The organism is Psychrobacter sp. TB67, assembly GCF_000511065.1.
Taxonomy (GTDB): Bacteria; Pseudomonadota; Gammaproteobacteria; order Pseudomonadales; family Moraxellaceae; genus Psychrobacter; species Psychrobacter okhotskensis.
In genome coordinates this window covers 13,884-32,120 of the sequence record NZ_AYYA01000071.1, presented here as the reverse complement: position 1 = coordinate 32,120, position 18,237 = coordinate 13,884, and the positions used below count along the sequence as shown (strand labels likewise).

The following is an 18,237-nucleotide window of genomic DNA, read 5'->3' as shown; positions in this document are numbered from 1 at the left end:
CATGCAAATATCCTAATAAAAAGGAGCCATTTATGAGCTTACTTAATACGCTTAACCTCACCTACCCGATCATTCAAGCGCCAATGGCAGGCGCAACCACGCCTGAGCTGGCGGCGACGGTGAGTAACTTTGGTGGACTGGGGTCGTTAGGGAGTGGGACGACCGCACCAGATGTTTTGCATGATCACATTAATAGCCTTAAATCGCTGACCGACCGCCCCTTTATGGTCAATCTAATGGTGTTGTCTGAGCATGATTCTACTACGTTGGATAGCGCAATTCCTGCTTGGCTAAGTGATTATTATCAAGAAAACAATATAGACATGGCGCTACCTGACCGCCCCGCGCCAAACTTTGCAGAGCAGCTAAAAGTGCTCTATGACAATCCTGTCCCTGTCGCTAGTTTTACCTTTGGCATTATTAGCGCCGAGCAAGTGCAAGGCTTAAAAGATTTAGGCACACGTGTCATCGGTACTGCCAATCACCCATTGGAAGCGAAAGCATGGGCAGAGATTGGCGTCGATGCGGTATGTGTGCAAGGGGTGGAGGCTGGTGGGCATCGCGGTGGGTGGTTAGCGCAAAGTGAAAATGATCCATTGGGATTATTGACGCTGATTAGTCAAACGCGTGCCTGTACCGATATTCCGTTAATCGCGGCTGGCGGGATTATGACAGGGCAAGCGATTAAAGCGATTCAAAGCGCTGGTGCTGAGCTGGCGCAAATCGGCACGGCGTTTTTGACCACTGATACCTGCGGTATTAATAACATTTATAAGCAAGCGCTACTGGATGCTAGTCAAGATAAACGCAGTAGCGAAACGCGCTTAACTCGGCTGTTTTCAGGGAAGCAAGCACGCGGTTTATTAAACGATTATCTGCGCGATTTTGGTCAATTTGAAAGCGCGCATGAACTACCGCCCTACCCTCAATTAAACGCCATGACCAAAGTTTTACGTGCACATGCGAAACAAAACCTAGATGCAGAATATCAGTCTCTATGGGCAGGGCAAGGGGTGGCTTTGGTCAGGCAAGAACGGACGATTGAATTATTAGAGCGGCTGGTAAAAGAGTGTTAGTTTTCTTGATGTAGAGACAATATTCTAACCAAAAAAAAGAAACACCAGTCTACCTGATGTTTCTTTTTTGGTTTAGAACAAGTATTTTTGACCTAAACAACTACTTCTTTAGTCCTTTTCGAAACGCTTTATAATCATCCGCTGTTTGGTCAAGCGCTTCGACCATCGGTACATGACCGACTTCTGGCATCATAATAATCTGTGATTGTGGGATGATTTCTTTTATCACCTTGACCGTTTCAGGCTTGATCACTTGATCTTTATCACCCCAAACCACTAGCGTCGGAATATTATATTGTGCGATGATTTTGGCACGTTCCTCGACACTATCTGTGACGATTTGCTCAAGGATTTTGGCGTGTAGCTCTTTATTAGCGATACGTTCTTGGGCAAATACTGCTTTGACAGACTTAGGCAAGTAAGGCGGCTTATACATCACAAAATCAAACATTTTGTAGAAGTCTTCTTTGTTATTGACCAGTAGCGGATTGTTCTCTAAAGTCGCGCCTTCTAGCGATTTAGAAATACCTGCTGACCAAAACCCTGCTGTGTCCACTAACCATAGACTTTTGACGTCTTTAGGGTACTTTGCCGCATAAGCGACACTGATCGCCCCGCCCATCGAATTGCCACCGACATGAATGTTTGACGCGACACCTTTGGCTTGCAGCAACTCATGCAAACGCGTGGCCTGCGCCTCCGAGCGATAATCTGCGGTCATAGGCTTGCTAGACTCACCAAAGCCCAGCAGATCAGGAATGATCAGATGATAGCCCTCTAGCTGACTGGCGATGCGCGTAAAGTTATCTTTATTACCGCCAAAGCCATGAATCAATAGTAACGGCTCGCCCGTCACATTCGCGTTTTCGGCATAAACCATTTTGTCGCCAGAAGCTAAGGTCAACGATTTGACTTCTAAATCTGACTTATTGCGCTCATACTGGATAATTTTTTGCGTGGTATTGACCGCTAAAGAATTGGGGGCAGTCGTACAACCCACCACTGATAGACTGAATAGAGCGGCAAGGCCTAAGCGTTTTAATAGCATCGAAACATCCTTATTAAGAGGTAATATGAAAGTGTCTTGTAGACCATGATTCTAACGGCAAACTTATGCTTATATTTTTTAATTGATAACTTTGCAGTCAAAACATTATCCCTTTGCATTTGATAAACAAGACTACCGCTTCCCTGATTACCTTTCTAATCAAGATGCCACACGCATTGTCATTTATAATGAGCGTTTTTATTACATTAACGTTTATTTCATTAGGGTCTGTTGAACATTCAAATATCAGGACTGCTGATTGCTAAAATAGTCCCAAACCTTTTATCAAATCAGGCGTAAACCGACGATAATATCGAGACCTTAGCTAGGTTTACAACAACGTTTGGGGTGATTTTAGTATCAGCCTTTCAGGGCAGGGCTATTTTTTGCCAATACATGGCTAAATTATCTAACCTAGAATGACTAGGCGTCAAAAATTTCACTGCGTATTGTCTAAAAAATAGCCACTGCCAGTTCCACATTTGAATGTTCAACAGACCCTACTATTAGATTAGCTACTTAATTTTCTGTTAGGACTCTTTTTTACCATCAACCGAAGCCCATTTGGATGGCGCAAAAGGATGCACATTGAGCGACACTATTACTTCCACTGACAAATCGCGTGACCTTACCGAGGGGTCGATTGCCAAAACCATGCTGCTGTTTGCCTTGCCAACCCTTGGCTCCTCGGCACTACAGTCATTAAACGGCTCGATCAATGCTGTTTGGGTCGGCCGGTTTTTGGGGGAAGAGGCGCTTGCCGCAACGGCGAACGGCAATATCTTAATGTTTATCATGATTTCATTCGTGTTTGGTTTCGGTATGGCGGCCACTATTTTTATTGGTCAAGCCATGGGTCAAAACGATGACGTTAAGGTTAAACGCACCATGGGAACAGCGCTAGGGAGCATTATTCCCATCAGTATATTGTTATCAGCAATAGGCTGGATATTTGCCCCAACGCTACTCGATCTGCTCGGTACGCCGCCAACTGCTTTTGAGCTTGCTTTGACTTATCTGCGGATGATCTTTATTGCGATGCCCGTCACCCTAACCTTTACGCTGATGATGATGGCACTGCGCGGTACGGGGGATTCCACCACGCCGCTTTGGTTTATCGCGATGTCGGTCGTGATTGATCTGATTTTGACGCCGACGCTTATTTTGGGTTTAGGCCCTTTTCCTGAATGGGGTATCTTTGGCTCAGCCGTTGCAACGGCAGTTGCTAATACGTTAGCGCTTATCGGTATGGTCATCACTATGTACTGGCGTGGTTCGGTGCTGACACTCAGTATGCCAGAGCTGCGCTTTTTGCGTGCTGACTTCGGAATTTTGAAATCGATGTTTTCAAAGGGCTTGCCGATGGGATTACAGATGATCGTCATATCCACCGCAGCGCTAACCATGCTATCGCTCATCAACCGCGAAGGCGTACAGACGACCGCTGCTTATAGCGCCACCCAGCAACTTTGGACTTACGTGCAGATGCCCGCCATGGCGCTAAGTGCCGCCGCCAGTGCGATGGTCGCTCAGAATATCGGTGCCAATCAATGGAGCCGAGTGGCAGGGATTACCCGCTGGGGGCTTATCTTTAACGTGATATTGACAGGTACTATGATTGGGATACTGACTATTTTTGATAAAACTATTTTAAGCTTGTTTTTGGGTAGTGACAGTGCAGCGGTGCCGGTCGGTCGGCATATCCAAACCATGGCGACGTGGGGCTTTCTCTTTTTTGGGATAGCGCAAGTGTTCTTTGGCACGATGCGTGCCAACGGCTATGTGATCTGGCCACTGCTAGTCATGGTAATTTCGATGTATCCTGTGCGACTTGGTTTTGCTTTTGGCATGTATCCACTACTGGGTGCCGATGCGCTTTGGTTATCATTCCCTGCAGGTATGGTAGCCACCGCGGTCATGGGGGCAGGATTATATCTATACGGTGGCTGGCGCAAAGGCGAAAACTTGTCAAAAGAAGAAGCCGCGCAAGGGTGCGAGGGCTATCGTGCTCAGATAGGCACTTCGGCGTCGTGCCGTGATCTGGCACCGACCACTTCATGGAAGCGCTTACCTTCACTCAGTGTTGCAAGCTTGCGCCAAAAATTTCAGGGTAGCGATTAAACGAATCATAATAAACCGTAGTAGTGATGATCTGGCTTTAATATTACCCAAGTAAAAACCTGACTGCCGCTGCCGCATGAATAGCAGTGGTATCAAATACAGGGATGGGGCTGTCGGCTTGTTTAATCAGCAAGCCAATCTCGGTACAGCCCAAAATCACACCTTCGCATCCTTCATCCGCTAACTGCTCAATGACCTTTATATAATAGGCTCTTGAGCTGTCTTTGAATGCCCCTACGCAAAGCTCGTTCTTAATAATGCGATGCACTTCTCTACGCGCATCACTCTCTGGTATCGCTACTTGTAAGCCTGCGTCAAGCAAACGTTGCTTATAAAAATCCTCAGTCATCGTAAACTGAGTGCCCAGTAAGGCAATTTTCGTCAGACCTTGCGCCTTAATTGCTTGAATAGTGGCATCAGCGATATGAATCAAAGGTAAGTCGGTCACGTCTTGCACCGCATTAAACAGCTTGTGCATAGTATTAGAGGCGATCATTAATCCTTGGGCATCTGCGGCTTGTAAACGTTTGGCACTATTAGCCATGAGTACGCCCAACTCTTCCCACGCTCCTTGCTCTTGCAGCTCATTAATGGGGCCAAAGTCTACGCTATGTATGAGCAAATCTGCTGAATGTAATCCGCTCAGCTTATCCTTTATCCCTTCATTAATCAGACGATAATAGCTCTCGGTACTTTCCCAACTCATACCGCCGATGATGCCTAATGTTTTTTGTTGAGAGTGTCGTTGCTTTTTAGCGGTCATTTTACTGCCTTATTGGTTTGTGGTGATCGATTTTATCTTAGCAAAACTAGCGGGCTTTAGTATGCTAATTATCAAAAATATGCTTTCTCAAGAAAAAACTAGAGTCGTTAAGATATGGCAAACTTTAAGATGAGTAATAACGATTTTACCAATGCCTCATCCCACGATATGATAGTCGCCAATAATTAATAAAGTGGCACAAAACCCTTTACTCCATCAAAAAATCATGCTGATTCAGCTATTTAAGCATGATGCTAACTGTGTAGGACTACATAATATTATGGCAGAGACCTCTACCTTTAAGATACGTACCCGTCGTAAGTACTATCGACTAATTTTTACTGGACTCATGGCATTGATGATGTCGCTCATTATCTCGACGGCATTGATATTGGTCAAAGTAGGCTTTATAGATGGTTTCTTTACGGAGCTATTGCACTCGTGGGGGCTGGCCTTTATTTTTGCGTGGCCCAGCGCTTATATCTGCGCCTACCTAGTGCAAGAGCATGTGTTGAGTAGAATTGAGTTTTATTGAATTAAACGAGCAAGATGAATTTTAAAACTTAAGTCCACCCCTACCATATAAAAACAGCTAAGATAAGCCATACCATTTTTATATAGAGGGCGCTATGACCCAATCAAGGCGTACAATCGAGCAGTTGCTCAGCCAAGGTACACTGCCCATAGAAAAGGCAGATACCGCCGCACTATTTTTAGACGTTTATCCCAGCAAGCGCACATGGCTGCAGTTTTTTGATAAAGCGCTATTGATTATCGGCGCGGTAGCGTTGGTATTATCCCTTGTGCTCTTTATTGCCTATAACTGGCTATATATGGGCAAATTGGCCAAGTTCGCTTTGGTCGAAGGCGCTTTGGTCATCACTATCGCGCTGTATGTGGCGCTGTCCTTTCGGCGTCGTTTTGCCTTTGTTCGGCAGTTGTTATTGCTGATCGCTAGCATCATTACTGGTAGCTTATTAGCGCTGTTTGGGCAGGTGTATCAGACTGGCGCTGATACGTGGCAGCTGTTCTTTGGTTGGGCCGTATTGATTACGCCTTGGGTCATCATCGCCCGTTTCCCTGCGCTTTGGCTGCTGTGGCTTGGGCTTATTAATGCTGTAACTTTGTTTTATATCGACACCTCATTGTTTTTTGGCATAGGTTACTACTATCAAGATTTTTGGCAATTCACCGTAATCACAGTTATTAATGTTATCGCTTTTTATTTATGGCTGATCTGCTTTGAAGACAAACGTGGTTCAGGACTTTCTAATTTAAAGACATCTAATTTAAGCCTTTCTGACTTGAGCCTGTCTAGCGTTACTACTGATATCACTACCAATAGCAAATTAGACACCTTCAATCTTGCCAGCACTGCCGCCAAATCCAGCCTACATTGGAGTACCTATGTCGTCGGTCTACTCAGTACGTATACCATCACTTATCTGACGATAAGCACTTTTTTTGATAATAAAAATATTCTGCTGTTCTTAGTCGCGGTTTCCTTGTGGCTAGGTTGGTGTGTATTTATGCATTGGCGTTTCCGCAAGCGTACGACTGATTTGCTGATGTTGACTTACTTGTCAGGCTCAGTGATTGCGGTTGTTGTCTTTATTTTAGGCAAAGCACTGCTGAGTGATTTTGACGCTGGCGGTTTTTTATTATTAGGGCTGGTACTGATCGGTATGAGCTCCTACGCCGTCGTCTGGCTACGCAAAGTTGCTCGTCTTAAAAAAGAAAACAATGTGCCCCATACCATCGTTAAAGGGGAGCAATTATGACTAATGATATGAACGATGAGCAACGTCGTCGCCTTTTGCTATTACAACAGCACGGATTAATTAACAAGCAAAATGGGAACGATAGCTTGTTAAACCAGACTGAATCTGGAGAGCATACTCCTTGGTTTATCAACATCCTTTTTGGTTTTAGTGGGATATTTGCCAGTTTATTATTCATTGGGTTTTTGACGTTGATATTATTTGAGACTGAGATTTTTGACAGTATCATTGGAGTATTGCTTACTGGCAGCATATTGAGCGCTATTGGCTGGTCTTTATTTTATAATGCCCATTTACGTCATAGCCCATTCTGGAACAGCTTAGCCTTTGCGATTACTGTCGCTGGTCAAGCGTATATCGCCTTTGCCTTATTGACTAATGAGCTTGAACAGCCCGTAAATGTAGTCATCTTGCTACTTATACAGCTATTTATGACGATCGTCACGCCCAATTTTATTTACCGTCTATTAAGCGCTATGGTAGCGCTGGGCTGTGTCATCTATCTACTCAACTTCTATCACCTGCCCGAGTTAAGCTTAGGGCTACTGGCGCTTATGACTGCCGTTGCCAACTTACAGCGCTATTCAATATTACAGCACATTTCTGTTAAATGGCGGTCGGCGGCCTTTGATATTAGCAAAGCGCTCTCCTATGCCAGCGCTTTGATGTTGCTCTGCGTTTCGGTATATTTTATCGCCGCTGAATATGGGGGTAGCCCTGATAGCTTTGGCAGCCTTGATAGTTATGGCGACACCTTTAGCTATAATTACTACCTTGCACAAGGGTTACTGACGCTCACCAACCTTTATGCGGCTTTGCTTATCCTTAAGCGCTATCAAGTCAAACTGCTATCAGCAGCAGGGTTCATCATTATTTTCGCCATTGCTATATTGGGCGTTATGTCGATCTATGTCTCAGGATTGCTGACGACCAGCCTTATCATCGTCATCGCGGTTGCCAACAGTCAGCGCGTGCTATTAGGGCTAGGTATTACAGCATTAGTCGGCTATATATTTTGGTATTACTATCAGCTCGATACCTCTTTATTGATCAAATCCGCCTCCCTGCTAAGCATCGGTATCGGTTTACTATTGATGCGCTGGTTACTCATAAAACGTTATTTTGCGATTAGTAAAAGGAGTAGCGAAGCACTGACAGTGGCTAACGAGAAGGAGCGCTTGTCATGAATAAGATAAATGATTCATTACTAGGGCAAAAGCCAGTAGCCAAGCCACTACCGTGGTGGCGAAAGCGTACATTTACCATCGGTGTTGCGCTACTGGGTTTGATCATAATATTAGTCATAATGACCGTTAATGTCGCAAAGTTTGAGACCCATTTAGCTACTGGCGACACCGTGCTATTAGAGCTTGCGCCCGTTGATCCGCGCGGCTTTATGCAAGGCGATTATATGACCCTGCGCTATGCGTTAGAAGGTGATGTGTTTAACCAATTAAACAAAAAATTTCCAGAAAACGAATACTATATTGATGCTAGTGAAGGCTACGTCATCGTCACTTTAGATGAAAATAACGTCGGTAAATTCAGCCGTTTAGTCGATGCTAAGCCTAACCATCTAGCATCGACTGAAATAGCGCTTCACTACCGCGTGCGCAATAACATGATGAAGCTAGCGACCAATGCTTTTTTCTTCCAAGAAGGTCATGCTGAAGCGTTTGAGGTGGCAGAATATGGCTTGTTTCGCGTCAATGATAAGGGTGAGCCTTTGCTGACTGATATGGTGGACGGAGCGTTTAAAGTAATTAAGCCCGAAATTAATGACCTTGAGACCAATAATTTCGAGACTAATAGCTTGGATAATGAAGAAACCTTTGATAATGAAGAAGTCTTTGATGATGAAGAAGTCTTTGATGATGACAAAACCTTAGATAATTAAACCTAATAAATGCTCAAAGTTTAATCCCTACAAACAGTGACAACATCAGGTAACCAAAGTTGCCTTGTTAGTCCTCAGGACAATTTGCTAAGGTAATTGCTACTTATTTTTATTACTTATAACGATAATAAAGGAACATCTTATGCAAGCCTACCTTCTCCATAAAGCAGGCGGTATTGAAAACCTAATTTTGAGCAATGTTGATAAGCCGAAGCCAAAAGCCAATGAGGTATTGATTGAAGTCAAAGCTATTAGCATTAATCCCGTCGACGTAAAAATACGCGAGATGCCGAAACTGCTTGATCAAGTCTATGGTACCGATAGACCGCTGATTTTAGGTTGGGATATTGCTGGTATAGTTACTGAAATCGGTAATGAAGTTAATGATTTTGAAGTTGGCGATAAGGTCTTCGGACTCGTCAATTTCCCTGGTCACGGCAATGCTTATGCCGAATATGTTGCCGCGCCAGCTGAGCATTTAGTCAAGATACCTAATGGCACTTCCTTTGCAGAAGCGGCCGCTACCACACTTGCCGCTTTGACCGCGCTACAAGTATTAAGCCCAAGAATAAAAGCGGGTGATAAAGTCCTCATTCATGCTGGTTCTGGCGGGGTTGGCCACTTTGCGATACAGATTGCCAAGGATATTGGCGCTTACGTTATCTCAACCTCTTCTGCTGATAATAAAGACTTTGTATTATCGTTAGGTGCGGATGAGCATATCGATTACGAAACTCAGGATTTTGAAGAGCTGGTCTCGGATCTAGATTTTGTATTAGATGCTATTGGCGGTGACGTGCTTGAGAAGTCATTACAAGTCACCAAGGATGGTAAATCGATCATCTCCTTACCGACGCCGCAGTTCTCCGATAAAGCAAAAAGCTATGCCGAGCAGCATGATATCGATATTGCGTTCTTTAATGTGACCTCTAACGGTGATGATATGCAAACGCTAAAAAAGATGATGGAGAAAGGGACACTAAAACCACACGTCTTCAAAACCTTTGCCTTTACTGATTTAGCACAGGCACACCATCAAGTTGAGACCAATCGTACCGTAGGTAAGGTTATAGTTGAGGTTTAAATCTTCAAACTATTCCTAATCTAAAAACACTTATAAACAATAAACAAAAGGAATACCTTATGCGTAGTGCAACTTATAACGAATTTGGCAAACCAACGGAAGTCCTAAGCCTCGGCGACAGTCCCACTCCAGAACCCAAAGCCAATGAGGTACGGGTCAAAACTATCCTCGCCTCTATTCATAACCATGACTTGCTCACTATTCGCGGTCAATATGGCTTTAAACCAGAATTGCCAGCGATTGGTGGCTCTGAGGCAGTTGGCATTATCGATGCGGTTGGCAGTGAGGTTAAAAGCTTAAAAGTCGGTCAGCGTGTGGCAGCGGCGAGCGTACAAGCGACGTGGGCGGAATACTTCGTCGCCTCAGCCAACATGATATTTCCTGTGCCCGACAGTCTGAACGATGAGATGGCCGCGCAACTTATCGCGATGCCGCTCAGCGCTCTGATGATGATTGAATTCCTAGAGTTACAACCGGGTCAGTGGGTCATCCATAACGCTGCTAATGGCGCGGTCGGCAAGTCACTTGCGATGCTGGCAGCGGCGCGCGGTATCAAAACCATTAACGTCGTGCGCAATAGTGACGCAATAAAAGAATTGGAAGCGTTGGGGATTAAAAACAATATAAATACCTCAGATGAAGACTGGCAGGATCAAGTCCGTCATATCGTCGGTGATGAGGCCATCAGTGCGGCGGTTGATTCCGTCGGCGGTGAGAACAGTGGCGAGCTATTATCCTTGCTAGGTCACTATGGTACTTTGGCCTCTTTTGGTCTGATGTCAGGTAAGCCCATGGCCATCAATCCTACCGATATGATTTTTAAACAAGCCACAATGAAAGGCTTCTGGGGCAGCAAACTTAGCCAAGAGATGAGCGTGAAGCATAAGCAGCGCCTAGTGAATGAACTCATCGAACGGGCGGTCGATGGCAAATTAAAGCTACCTGTTGAGGCCACTTTTGATTTGGCTGATATCACCAAAGCAGTCGATGGCGAATTGCAATCAGGCAAAAAAGGTAAAGTACTGCTAAAGCCTTAAACTGTCGTTAACTTGTCATTTAGCCAGCCTTACTTTTATTGATAATGGCAGCGTTCTTTACAGTGAGAGCGCTGCCATTTTTTATGACAGTTTTTTATAGCTTACCGCTTATAACTTACCTAGTAGTATATTGATAAACAGCGGGCAACGTTCATTTACCAAAGTCAGGTTGCGGGTATCAAGCCCTACTTGTTAAGGTTGATGAGTGATTAATCACCATCATTTAAAGATTAATAATTAACGATAGCTATCTAACAATAAAAAAGGATATAAGTATGCGCAGCGTAACCTACAACGAATTTGGCAAACCGTCAGACGTACTAACGATCATTGACAGCCCAATGCCGGAGCCAAAAGAAAACGAAGTCCGTATCAAGACTATTTTATCCTCCATCCATAACCACGACCTCATCACTATCCAAGGCCAATATGGCACCAAGCCAAAACTGCCCGCACTTGCTGGTAGCGAAGCCGTGGGTACTGTTGATGCTATCGGCGATGGCGTCAAAGGTATGGAAGCGGGTCAACGTGTGGTGGTCACCGGTGTCGAAGGCACGTGGGCCGAGTACTTCACCGCGCCTGCCAGTAGCGTCATTCCTATACCGGACGCCATCGATGATGAAATGGCCGCGCAGCTTATTGCCATGCCGATGAGCGCCTTGATGCTCATTGAGTTTTTAGAACTAGAAAAAGGTCAATGGGTCATTCAAAATGCCGCCAATGGCGCAGTTGGTGAATCGCTTGCGATGTTGGCAGCTGAGCGCGGTATCAATACCATCAACGTCGTGCGTAGTAAAGAGTCAGCAAACGAGCTGACCGAAATTGGTATCACCGAAAACAACGTGGTGAGCGATGATGATGACTGGAAAGATCAAGTCCGTCAACTTATCGGCGATGCAAAAATAAGCGGTGCGGTCGACTCTGTCGGCGGTCAGTCTGGTGGTGACTTACTAAGCTTGCTCGGTCATGGCGGCATCATAGCAGCAGTGGGTGCGATGTCTGGTCAGCCACTCGCGCTCAATCCGACTCATCTCATCTTTAAGCAAGCGACACTCAAAGGATTTTGGGGCGGTGCATTGATGCAAAAGATGGATGCGGATAATAAAAGCCGTTTAATAAAAGAGCTTATCGAGCGCGCCGCTAGCGGTAAGTTAAAGCTACCAACAGGCGGCATCTATACGCTGGATAATATTAAAGAAGCAGTATCTGGTAAGGTGCAATCTGGCAAAAAGGGCAAAGTATTGTTAAAACCTTAATATAGTTCGTTATAAATCCACTCAAATAAAAGAGCAATACAAGAGGATCCAGACAATGTCTAATAACAAAACCTTTAAAGCCTTAGTCGTCGAAGAAACCAGCGATGGTAAATTTAAAAAAAGCATTCAAGAGCGCAATGTCAGTGACTTGCCAGAAAACGACTTACTCATCGAAGTACATTATTCATCGTTAAACTTTAAAGATGCGATGTCGGCATCGGGCAATAAAAGAATCACCAAAAATTATCCGCACACCCCTGGTATCGATGCGGCAGGCGTCGTGGTCAGTGATAAGTCTGGCACGTTTTCTGAGGGTCAAGAGGTCGTGGTCTTCGGCTATGATCTCGGTATGGATACCGATGGCGGTCTTGGTCAAATGATTTCTATCCCTGCCGATTGGGCGGTAGCCCGTCCAGAAGCGTTGAGCCTAAAAGAGGCGATGATCTATGGTACGGGCGGTCTAACCGCAGCTTTAAGTGTGCAAAAGTTAGAAAAAATGGGCGCAAAACCAAGCGATGGCCCAGTCGCTGTCACAGGCGCAACGGGCGGCGTGGGCAGCATCAGTATTGCGATATTGAAGCAGTTGGGCTACGAGGTCATTGCCTTCTCAGGTAAGCCAGAACAGAGTGATCATCTAAAAGAGCTGGGCGCAAGCGAAGTCCGTCATCGCGATACGATCAATGAAATCGGTAGCAAACCTATCGGCCGTGAGCTGTGGGCCAATGCCATTGATACGCTCGGTGGCGATTATCTAGCTAATTTGCTCAAGCAAACCAAAGCGGGCGGCGCAGTGACCAGTTGCGGCCTAGCGGGCGGTGCGGAGTTTTCAATGACGGTCATGCCATTTATCACCAGAGCAGTGTCATTATTGGGTATCGATTCGGTTTATATCCCGCTAGCTGATAAAGAAGCTATTTGGCAACGTGTCGCCACCGATATGAAGCTGCCTAATCTAGAGAACTATGCTGAAGAAATTACCCTTGAGCAAACGCCTGAATATTTAGATCGCTTTATGTCGAGTAAGGTGGTTGGGCGTTATGTGGTAAATGTGCGGGGTTAGGGTTTGGCTTAGAACTTAGTTTTTATATAATGGCAGTGCTCTTTTTTGGAGCGCTGCTTTTTTTGGAATTCTCAACTGTTTTCCAAAAATTACACAACTAATTACACATAGTGTGTATTATATAATAACTTTAAATAGACTTATCAGCTTACTGAGAGTTCAACATGTGTGACTATAAAAAGTTATCGAATCAACCTTTGGTCTTTGTATTAGCAGAATTTAGATTTTCTCCTATACTAGGTATAAAGGAATACATACCTAAGATTCAAGATGCTTTGAGAAATAAGCTACCAATTCTAAGAAACACTGAGACCCAAGAAATTACGGTGTCGCCTAACGGTATAAGCTTAGAGGCTCAAGCCAACTGGGAGTTTATCTCTAAAAATAGTCATACCGCAGCTTCGGTTAACCAGAATCGTTTATTGTTTATGACTAGTGAATATGAACGCTTTAATGGATTTGAAGAGAACTGTGATTTCTTATTACAAACTATCATAGATGTTATTAACCCAAGCCTCTGTTTAGGTCTTGGCTTACGTTATAGCGATACCATTTTTAACATTGAAGGCAAAGGTTCAATAGAAGATTTTGTTCAGCCTAGACTATACAACAACGATGATTTAAAACTGTCAGGGAGCTTACTAAGACAGACTAATGAAACTTTATGGAGAACGACAGAAGGGGCTATTTTTATTCGTTCGATATACGGTGAGGATAAAGTTTTAGTTTGGCCTGATGCAGAGAATTTACCCATTGCAATAGAAAAATCTTCTGATAAGCCTGTCAAAAGACTACTATTGGATATCGACCATGTATGGAATGCTCAGGAAGAAGAGTCCGGTCCACTAGATTTTAATAAAGGATTAATACTTAGTAAACTATCAAACATGCATAAAATCAGTCGAAAAGCATTTTGGAATGTAACAACAGAACAAGCCAAGGAGGCATGGAAATGAGACAAAACAGTTATGGAGCAAATAGCTGGATAAATAAGAATATTACTACCGCTTTTATAGGCGCTTCTATTCTTGCCACTACTCCAGCCTATGCTTTTAAGAAATCAACCAGTTACGATAACAGTCGTTATATAATTGACAAAATGAGCCAAGCAAGCGGATCAAGTATTAATGTTAAGTACAATACTCGCCAGTCTCAGCTTTCGACAATAAAAGAGTATTTTGATTTGAGTGATGAAGAGCTTGCTAACCTTGTTGGTGTCTCAAGAAAAACACTGTACAACTGGGAGAAGCAAGGGATTAGTAAAGAAAAAGATAGACAAAGAGTGTTTGAGTTAAGCGTTATCGCAGAAGACTGGAGTTATAACAAGCTTCCTACTGATAAAGAAAAGCTGTTTACCCCTATCCTAGGTTCTACTAGCGTGATGCAAATGTTGACAGACGAAAAGCTTGATAGAGAAAAAATAATTTTTGCAGGTCGACGTCTTACTCATCAATCACTGACGCCTGAAGTAGGTTTGATTTAGAGGTTTAAATGCAGCGTATACTCGAAGCATTAGGATGGCGACAAGGCAGCTTTGTCAAACCTGAATCAGTTGCAAAGCTAATAGGTGATATAGATAGTACGTTCACTATATCTGCTAACAACTTGTTGGTTGTTGCCTCACAATCATGCGACGTTGCCTCCTCGCAAGAAGAATACATCGAGCTCTCTATTGTCCGGCTTTTATCAGTTGAAGCGTTTAATAAACAGTATAGCCATAATCGTCATCCTAGAATATTGCATATAGAAGCCATCTCAAACAGCTCTGATGAGAAGGTTATTTTAGAGCTAAAAGCTCACGAAAAAATTCAAATAAAAAAGTCACTTCTTGAAGAATTTAAACCTGATTCTTCAATTAACTTTTTAGAAGGGAATCTAAATCAGTATATTGATTGGCTAGCTGGTCGTTATAAAAGACCAGCATTACCTACTAAATTCGATCAGCTAATCGCGTCTTCTGATAAGAAAGGTAAAAGAAAAAAGATTGCTAAGCGAGCTAATGAACATCTAACTGGTATATATGTTGAGATTTATCCAAATCGAGATATTAAGGATGAAGAAACTTATTCAGTTAATTTGTTAGGTATAGCTTCTAATGATCAGTCTATTGCTTCTGCTACTGATGCACTTAATGAATATGCCGATATATTAAAAGATGCAGGAATGGACGTCTCTGTTCCTAAAGTAGGCACTGAATTTAAAATTTCTGTAGGTACTTTACGCCAATATCAACGTATCAATTTTGACTATCTTTCGTACGAAGAAAATAACCCTATACCACCTGATACAGGAATTTAGACAAAAAAACACCCAACCAAGTTGAGTGTTTTAACTAAAGAGAAGTGCCGCTAAATCAAATTATTTTTTCTTCTTTTTCTCAGCACGTTTTTTCTCAATCAGGGTTTGAGCGGTAGTATTTTCTTCCCACCAATCGCCCATATCTTGCCAGTAGAGATGAGCCTGCTCTTTACCACCAATTTCGATACCATAACTATTGATACCCATACCGCGTGGTCTAGGATGACGCTTTTTAAGAATTTCATGCGCCACTTCAGGCAAGTTATCTTTTGCGATATCCCACTCTTTTTCAGCCTTATCTAATTTATCTTGATAACAGTAAGCCAGCACCTTACCGAAAGCGATATTTGCAAGCATATCCTCTGGATAGTTGTCGCAAATTCGAATTATTTTCTGATACTCTTCGGTAAACATGTACCATTCTATCAGCGCTTCACGCATACCTAGGTTGTCATTAGGGCAAACTTGTAGCAGCCTTTCTCCCTGCTCGCAGGCTTCATCAAAGCTCATATTGTCAGCATAGACATTTGCCAGCTGAAACAGCGCTCGCAAAAAGGGACGGTTCTCCATAATGCCCCATGGCAGCTTACTTTTTTGCCAATTAAAGTTTTTGGGGAAATACTCTAAGTATAGGCGCATACATTCGCGGCTACTCAATAGTGCTAAAAAGCTGTCATCATGCTGCTCACACAAAAATGCTAAGTTAAAGTAAGCATCAGGGTCATTCATATTCTCTAATACTAAAAACTGAGCAATATCACGAGCCACTTCATAACCTTCTTTCTCCAGCGTCATCTGTATCACTTGGAATGAGGTTGGCGGCTGCTCATCAAAGTCTTGCACAATTTCATGCTGAAATTTGGTCATGACTTCATTCATAATATCGTTGATATCACGACCTCTTTTTACCTCGGCATCTACAAAGGCTTTTATTTTAAGATTAAGCGCTCTACCAGCGCCAAGCGCATTTGATCTATTGTCAGCCGACTTATCGCTAACGTCATCTTCAAACATCCACTCGTTTTGTCCCACATGAACCAGTTTCATAGTCCATCACTCCTTTGCGTTGATATTACAATCATAGCATATGAATAATTATTCCCACTCAATCGTCGCCGGCGGCTTACTCGACACATCATACGTCACGCGAGATACTTCCGCGATTTCATTCATGATGCGATTCGATACTGTCTCGATCAAATCATACGGTAGATGGGCAAAGCGCGCGGTCATAAAGTCTACAGTTTCAACGGCACGTAGCGCGATGACCCACGCATAGCGGCGACCATCGCCAACCACGCCGACCGATTTGATTGGTTGGAATACCGCAAATGCTTGCGCGGTCTTGTCATACCAGCCTGAGCGCTCCAGCTCTTGCATAAAGATCGCATCGGCAAGGCGTAAGATATCGGCATATTCTTTTTTGACTTCGCCAAGGATACGCACGCCCAAACCTGGACCTGGGAACGGATGACGATAGATCATTTTTGCTGGCAGGCCCAAGGTGATACCAAGTTTACGCACTTCATCTTTAAACAAATCGCGTAATGGCTCGACCAACTCAAACGCCAAATCATCTGGCAAACCGCCGACGTTGTGATGGCTCTTAATCACGTGGGCCTTGCCTTGATGCGACTTGGCTGATTCGATAACATCAGGATAAATCGTACCCTGCGCCAAGAACTCAATGACTTTACCGTCGCTCTGCTCGCTCACTTGACGCGCACTATCAGCGAATACGTCGATGAAGGTTTTACCAATGATTTTGCGTTTTTTCTCTGGATCAGACTCGCCTGCTAGCGCATCTAAGAACAAATCTTCAGCATCAACACGGATGACTTTAACGCCCATGTTTTCTGCAAAAACTTGCATGACCTGATCGCCTTCATGCAAACGCAAGAGACCATTATCAACGAACACACAAGTCAGCTGATCACCGATTGCTTTGTGCAATAGTGCTGCAACGACTGAGCTGTCCACGCCGCCCGATAGTCCGAGCAATACTTGCTTGTCACCGATTTGCTCTTTTAACTGGGCGATACGCATATCAGCGATATTGTCTGGTGTCCAGTCGCCTGCACAGCCGCAAATCTGATGCACGAAACGACCAAGCAATTCTTGTCCTTGTAGCGTATGCGTGACTTCTGGGTGGAACTGTAAGCCGTAGTACTGCTTGTCGTCATTGGCCATAATCGCAATCGGACAGCTTGGCGTACTAGCAACGATGTCAAAACCTTCCGGTACTTCAATAACCTTGTCACCATGGCTCATCCAAACGTTTAATTTAGATGCATTTCCTTCAGTCTTGCTGTCTTCAATACCGTCGGTCAACTGCGAATGACCAGTAACTTCAATGGTCGCAGCACCAAACTCATGAATATCACTGGCATGAACTTGCCCACCAAAACGATCTGCCATCGCTTGCATACCGTAGCAGATACCCAGTACTGGCACGCCTAGCTCAAACACCGCATCATTGATACGTGGGCTGTTTTCTGCATGGACGCTCTCGGGGCCACCTGACAAGATGACGCCTTTTGCGCCAAAATCGATGATGCGCTGAGTGTCGATATCATAAGGGAACATCTCACAAAACACCCCAGAATCGCGCACACGGCGGGCGATCAGCTGGCTATATTGCGAGCCAAAATCGAGGATTAAGATGCGGTCTTGCTTGATAGTCGGTATTGTAGAAGTGGCAGCGGCAGTGGTCATAAATCGATGTCCATCAATAAATAAATTGGTGGCCTATTTTAACAAGTTTACGCCCTCTATTGGCTATTAGATGGTTAATTATTGACGATTTTTGCTAGTTA

General features: G+C 44.0%; 17 protein-coding genes. 13 read left to right on the top strand and 4 right to left on the bottom strand.

From position 1 onward, the window contains the following. Nucleotides 1-32 precede the first annotated feature (32 nt). The gene (locus W293_RS0113475) at nucleotides 33-1,076 is read left to right on the top strand and encodes an NAD(P)H-dependent flavin oxidoreductase (protein WP_025652931.1); all 1,044 of its coding nucleotides are present in this window, start codon (nucleotides 33-35) and stop codon (nucleotides 1,074-1,076) included. A 100-nt stretch (nucleotides 1,077-1,176) separates the two neighbouring features. Here W293_RS0113475 and W293_RS0113470 read toward each other — a convergent pair whose 3' ends face one another. Continuing rightward, nucleotides 1,177-2,124: an alpha/beta hydrolase gene (locus W293_RS0113470; RefSeq protein ID WP_025652930.1), complete on the bottom strand. Its 948-nt coding sequence runs from the start codon at nucleotides 2,122-2,124 to the stop codon at nucleotides 1,177-1,179. 588 nt (nucleotides 2,125-2,712) lie between these two features. On the opposite strand from W293_RS0113470, the gene W293_RS0113465 reads away from it, so the two are divergent. Then, complete coding sequence (locus tag W293_RS0113465) at nucleotides 2,713-4,245, top strand: MATE family efflux transporter (protein ID WP_025652929.1); 1,533 nt, start codon at nucleotides 2,713-2,715, stop codon at nucleotides 4,243-4,245. Between the two features lie 43 nt (nucleotides 4,246-4,288). On the opposite strand, the gene W293_RS0113460 is transcribed toward W293_RS0113465, so the two are convergent. Then, nucleotides 4,289-5,008: an aspartate/glutamate racemase family protein gene (locus W293_RS0113460; protein ID WP_025652928.1), complete on the bottom strand. Its 720-nt coding sequence runs from the start codon at nucleotides 5,006-5,008 to the stop codon at nucleotides 4,289-4,291. Between the two features lie 280 nt (nucleotides 5,009-5,288). Between W293_RS0113460 and W293_RS0113455 the strand changes: the two genes are divergently transcribed. The 11 genes from W293_RS0113455 to W293_RS0113405 all read left to right on the top strand — a co-directional run bounded on the left by W293_RS0113455 (nucleotide 5,289) and on the right by W293_RS0113405 (nucleotide 15,421). Next, a complete protein-coding gene (locus W293_RS0113455) occupies nucleotides 5,289-5,543 on the top strand; it encodes a DUF2798 domain-containing protein (protein ID WP_025652927.1) in 255 nt (84 codons plus the stop codon). Between the two features lie 94 nt (nucleotides 5,544-5,637). Further along, entirely contained in the window at nucleotides 5,638-6,789 is a 1,152-nt protein-coding gene (locus W293_RS0113450; protein WP_025652926.1) for a DUF2157 domain-containing protein, read from the top strand. Next, nucleotides 6,786-7,976, top strand: a complete 1,191-nt coding sequence (locus tag W293_RS0113445; protein ID WP_025652925.1) for a DUF4401 domain-containing protein — start codon at nucleotides 6,786-6,788, stop codon at nucleotides 7,974-7,976. Before W293_RS0113450 ends, W293_RS0113445 begins: the two co-directional genes overlap by 4 nt. Further along, nucleotides 7,973-8,686 (top strand): GDYXXLXY domain-containing protein, encoded by a 714-nt coding sequence (locus W293_RS16520; protein ID WP_025652924.1) that lies wholly within the window; start codon nucleotides 7,973-7,975, stop codon nucleotides 8,684-8,686. The genes W293_RS0113445 and W293_RS16520 overlap by 4 nt, the downstream gene beginning before the upstream one ends. 142 nt (nucleotides 8,687-8,828) lie before the next feature. After that, a complete protein-coding gene (locus W293_RS0113435; protein WP_025652923.1) occupies nucleotides 8,829-9,770 on the top strand; it encodes an NADP-dependent oxidoreductase in 942 nt (313 codons plus the stop codon). A gap of 59 nt (nucleotides 9,771-9,829) precedes the next feature. Further along, nucleotides 9,830-10,807 carry a zinc-binding dehydrogenase gene (locus W293_RS0113430; protein WP_025652922.1) on the top strand — a complete coding sequence of 326 codons (978 nt, stop codon included), beginning with the start codon at nucleotides 9,830-9,832 and terminating at the stop codon, nucleotides 10,805-10,807. A gap of 275 nt (nucleotides 10,808-11,082) precedes the next feature. Next, a complete protein-coding gene (locus tag W293_RS0113425; RefSeq protein ID WP_025652921.1) occupies nucleotides 11,083-12,063 on the top strand; it encodes a zinc-binding dehydrogenase in 981 nt (326 codons plus the stop codon). Between the two features lie 55 nt (nucleotides 12,064-12,118). Beyond that, a complete protein-coding gene (locus W293_RS0113420; RefSeq protein ID WP_025652920.1) occupies nucleotides 12,119-13,123 on the top strand; it encodes a YhdH/YhfP family quinone oxidoreductase in 1,005 nt (334 codons plus the stop codon). A gap of 164 nt (nucleotides 13,124-13,287) precedes the next feature. Continuing rightward, nucleotides 13,288-14,079, top strand: coding sequence for a TIGR04255 family protein (locus W293_RS0113415; RefSeq protein WP_025645354.1), 792 nt, complete (start codon nucleotides 13,288-13,290; stop codon nucleotides 14,077-14,079). Next, on the top strand, nucleotides 14,076-14,606 hold the full coding sequence (locus tag W293_RS16840) for a hypothetical protein (RefSeq protein WP_025652919.1): 531 nt from the start codon (nucleotides 14,076-14,078) through the stop codon (nucleotides 14,604-14,606). Before W293_RS0113415 ends, W293_RS16840 begins: the two co-directional genes overlap by 4 nt. 8 nt (nucleotides 14,607-14,614) lie before the next feature. After that, on the top strand, nucleotides 14,615-15,421 hold the full coding sequence (locus tag W293_RS0113405; RefSeq protein ID WP_025652918.1) for a hypothetical protein: 807 nt from the start codon (nucleotides 14,615-14,617) through the stop codon (nucleotides 15,419-15,421). A gap of 60 nt (nucleotides 15,422-15,481) precedes the next feature. On the opposite strand, the gene W293_RS16835 is transcribed toward W293_RS0113405, so the two are convergent. Beyond that, nucleotides 15,482-16,468, bottom strand: coding sequence for a tetratricopeptide repeat protein (locus W293_RS16835; protein WP_025652917.1), 987 nt, complete (start codon nucleotides 16,466-16,468; stop codon nucleotides 15,482-15,484). A gap of 48 nt (nucleotides 16,469-16,516) precedes the next feature. After that, on the bottom strand, nucleotides 16,517-18,136 hold the full coding sequence (guaA, locus tag W293_RS0113395) for a glutamine-hydrolyzing GMP synthase (RefSeq protein ID WP_025652916.1): 1,620 nt from the start codon (nucleotides 18,134-18,136) through the stop codon (nucleotides 16,517-16,519). Nucleotides 18,137-18,237: the final 101 nt, after the last annotated feature.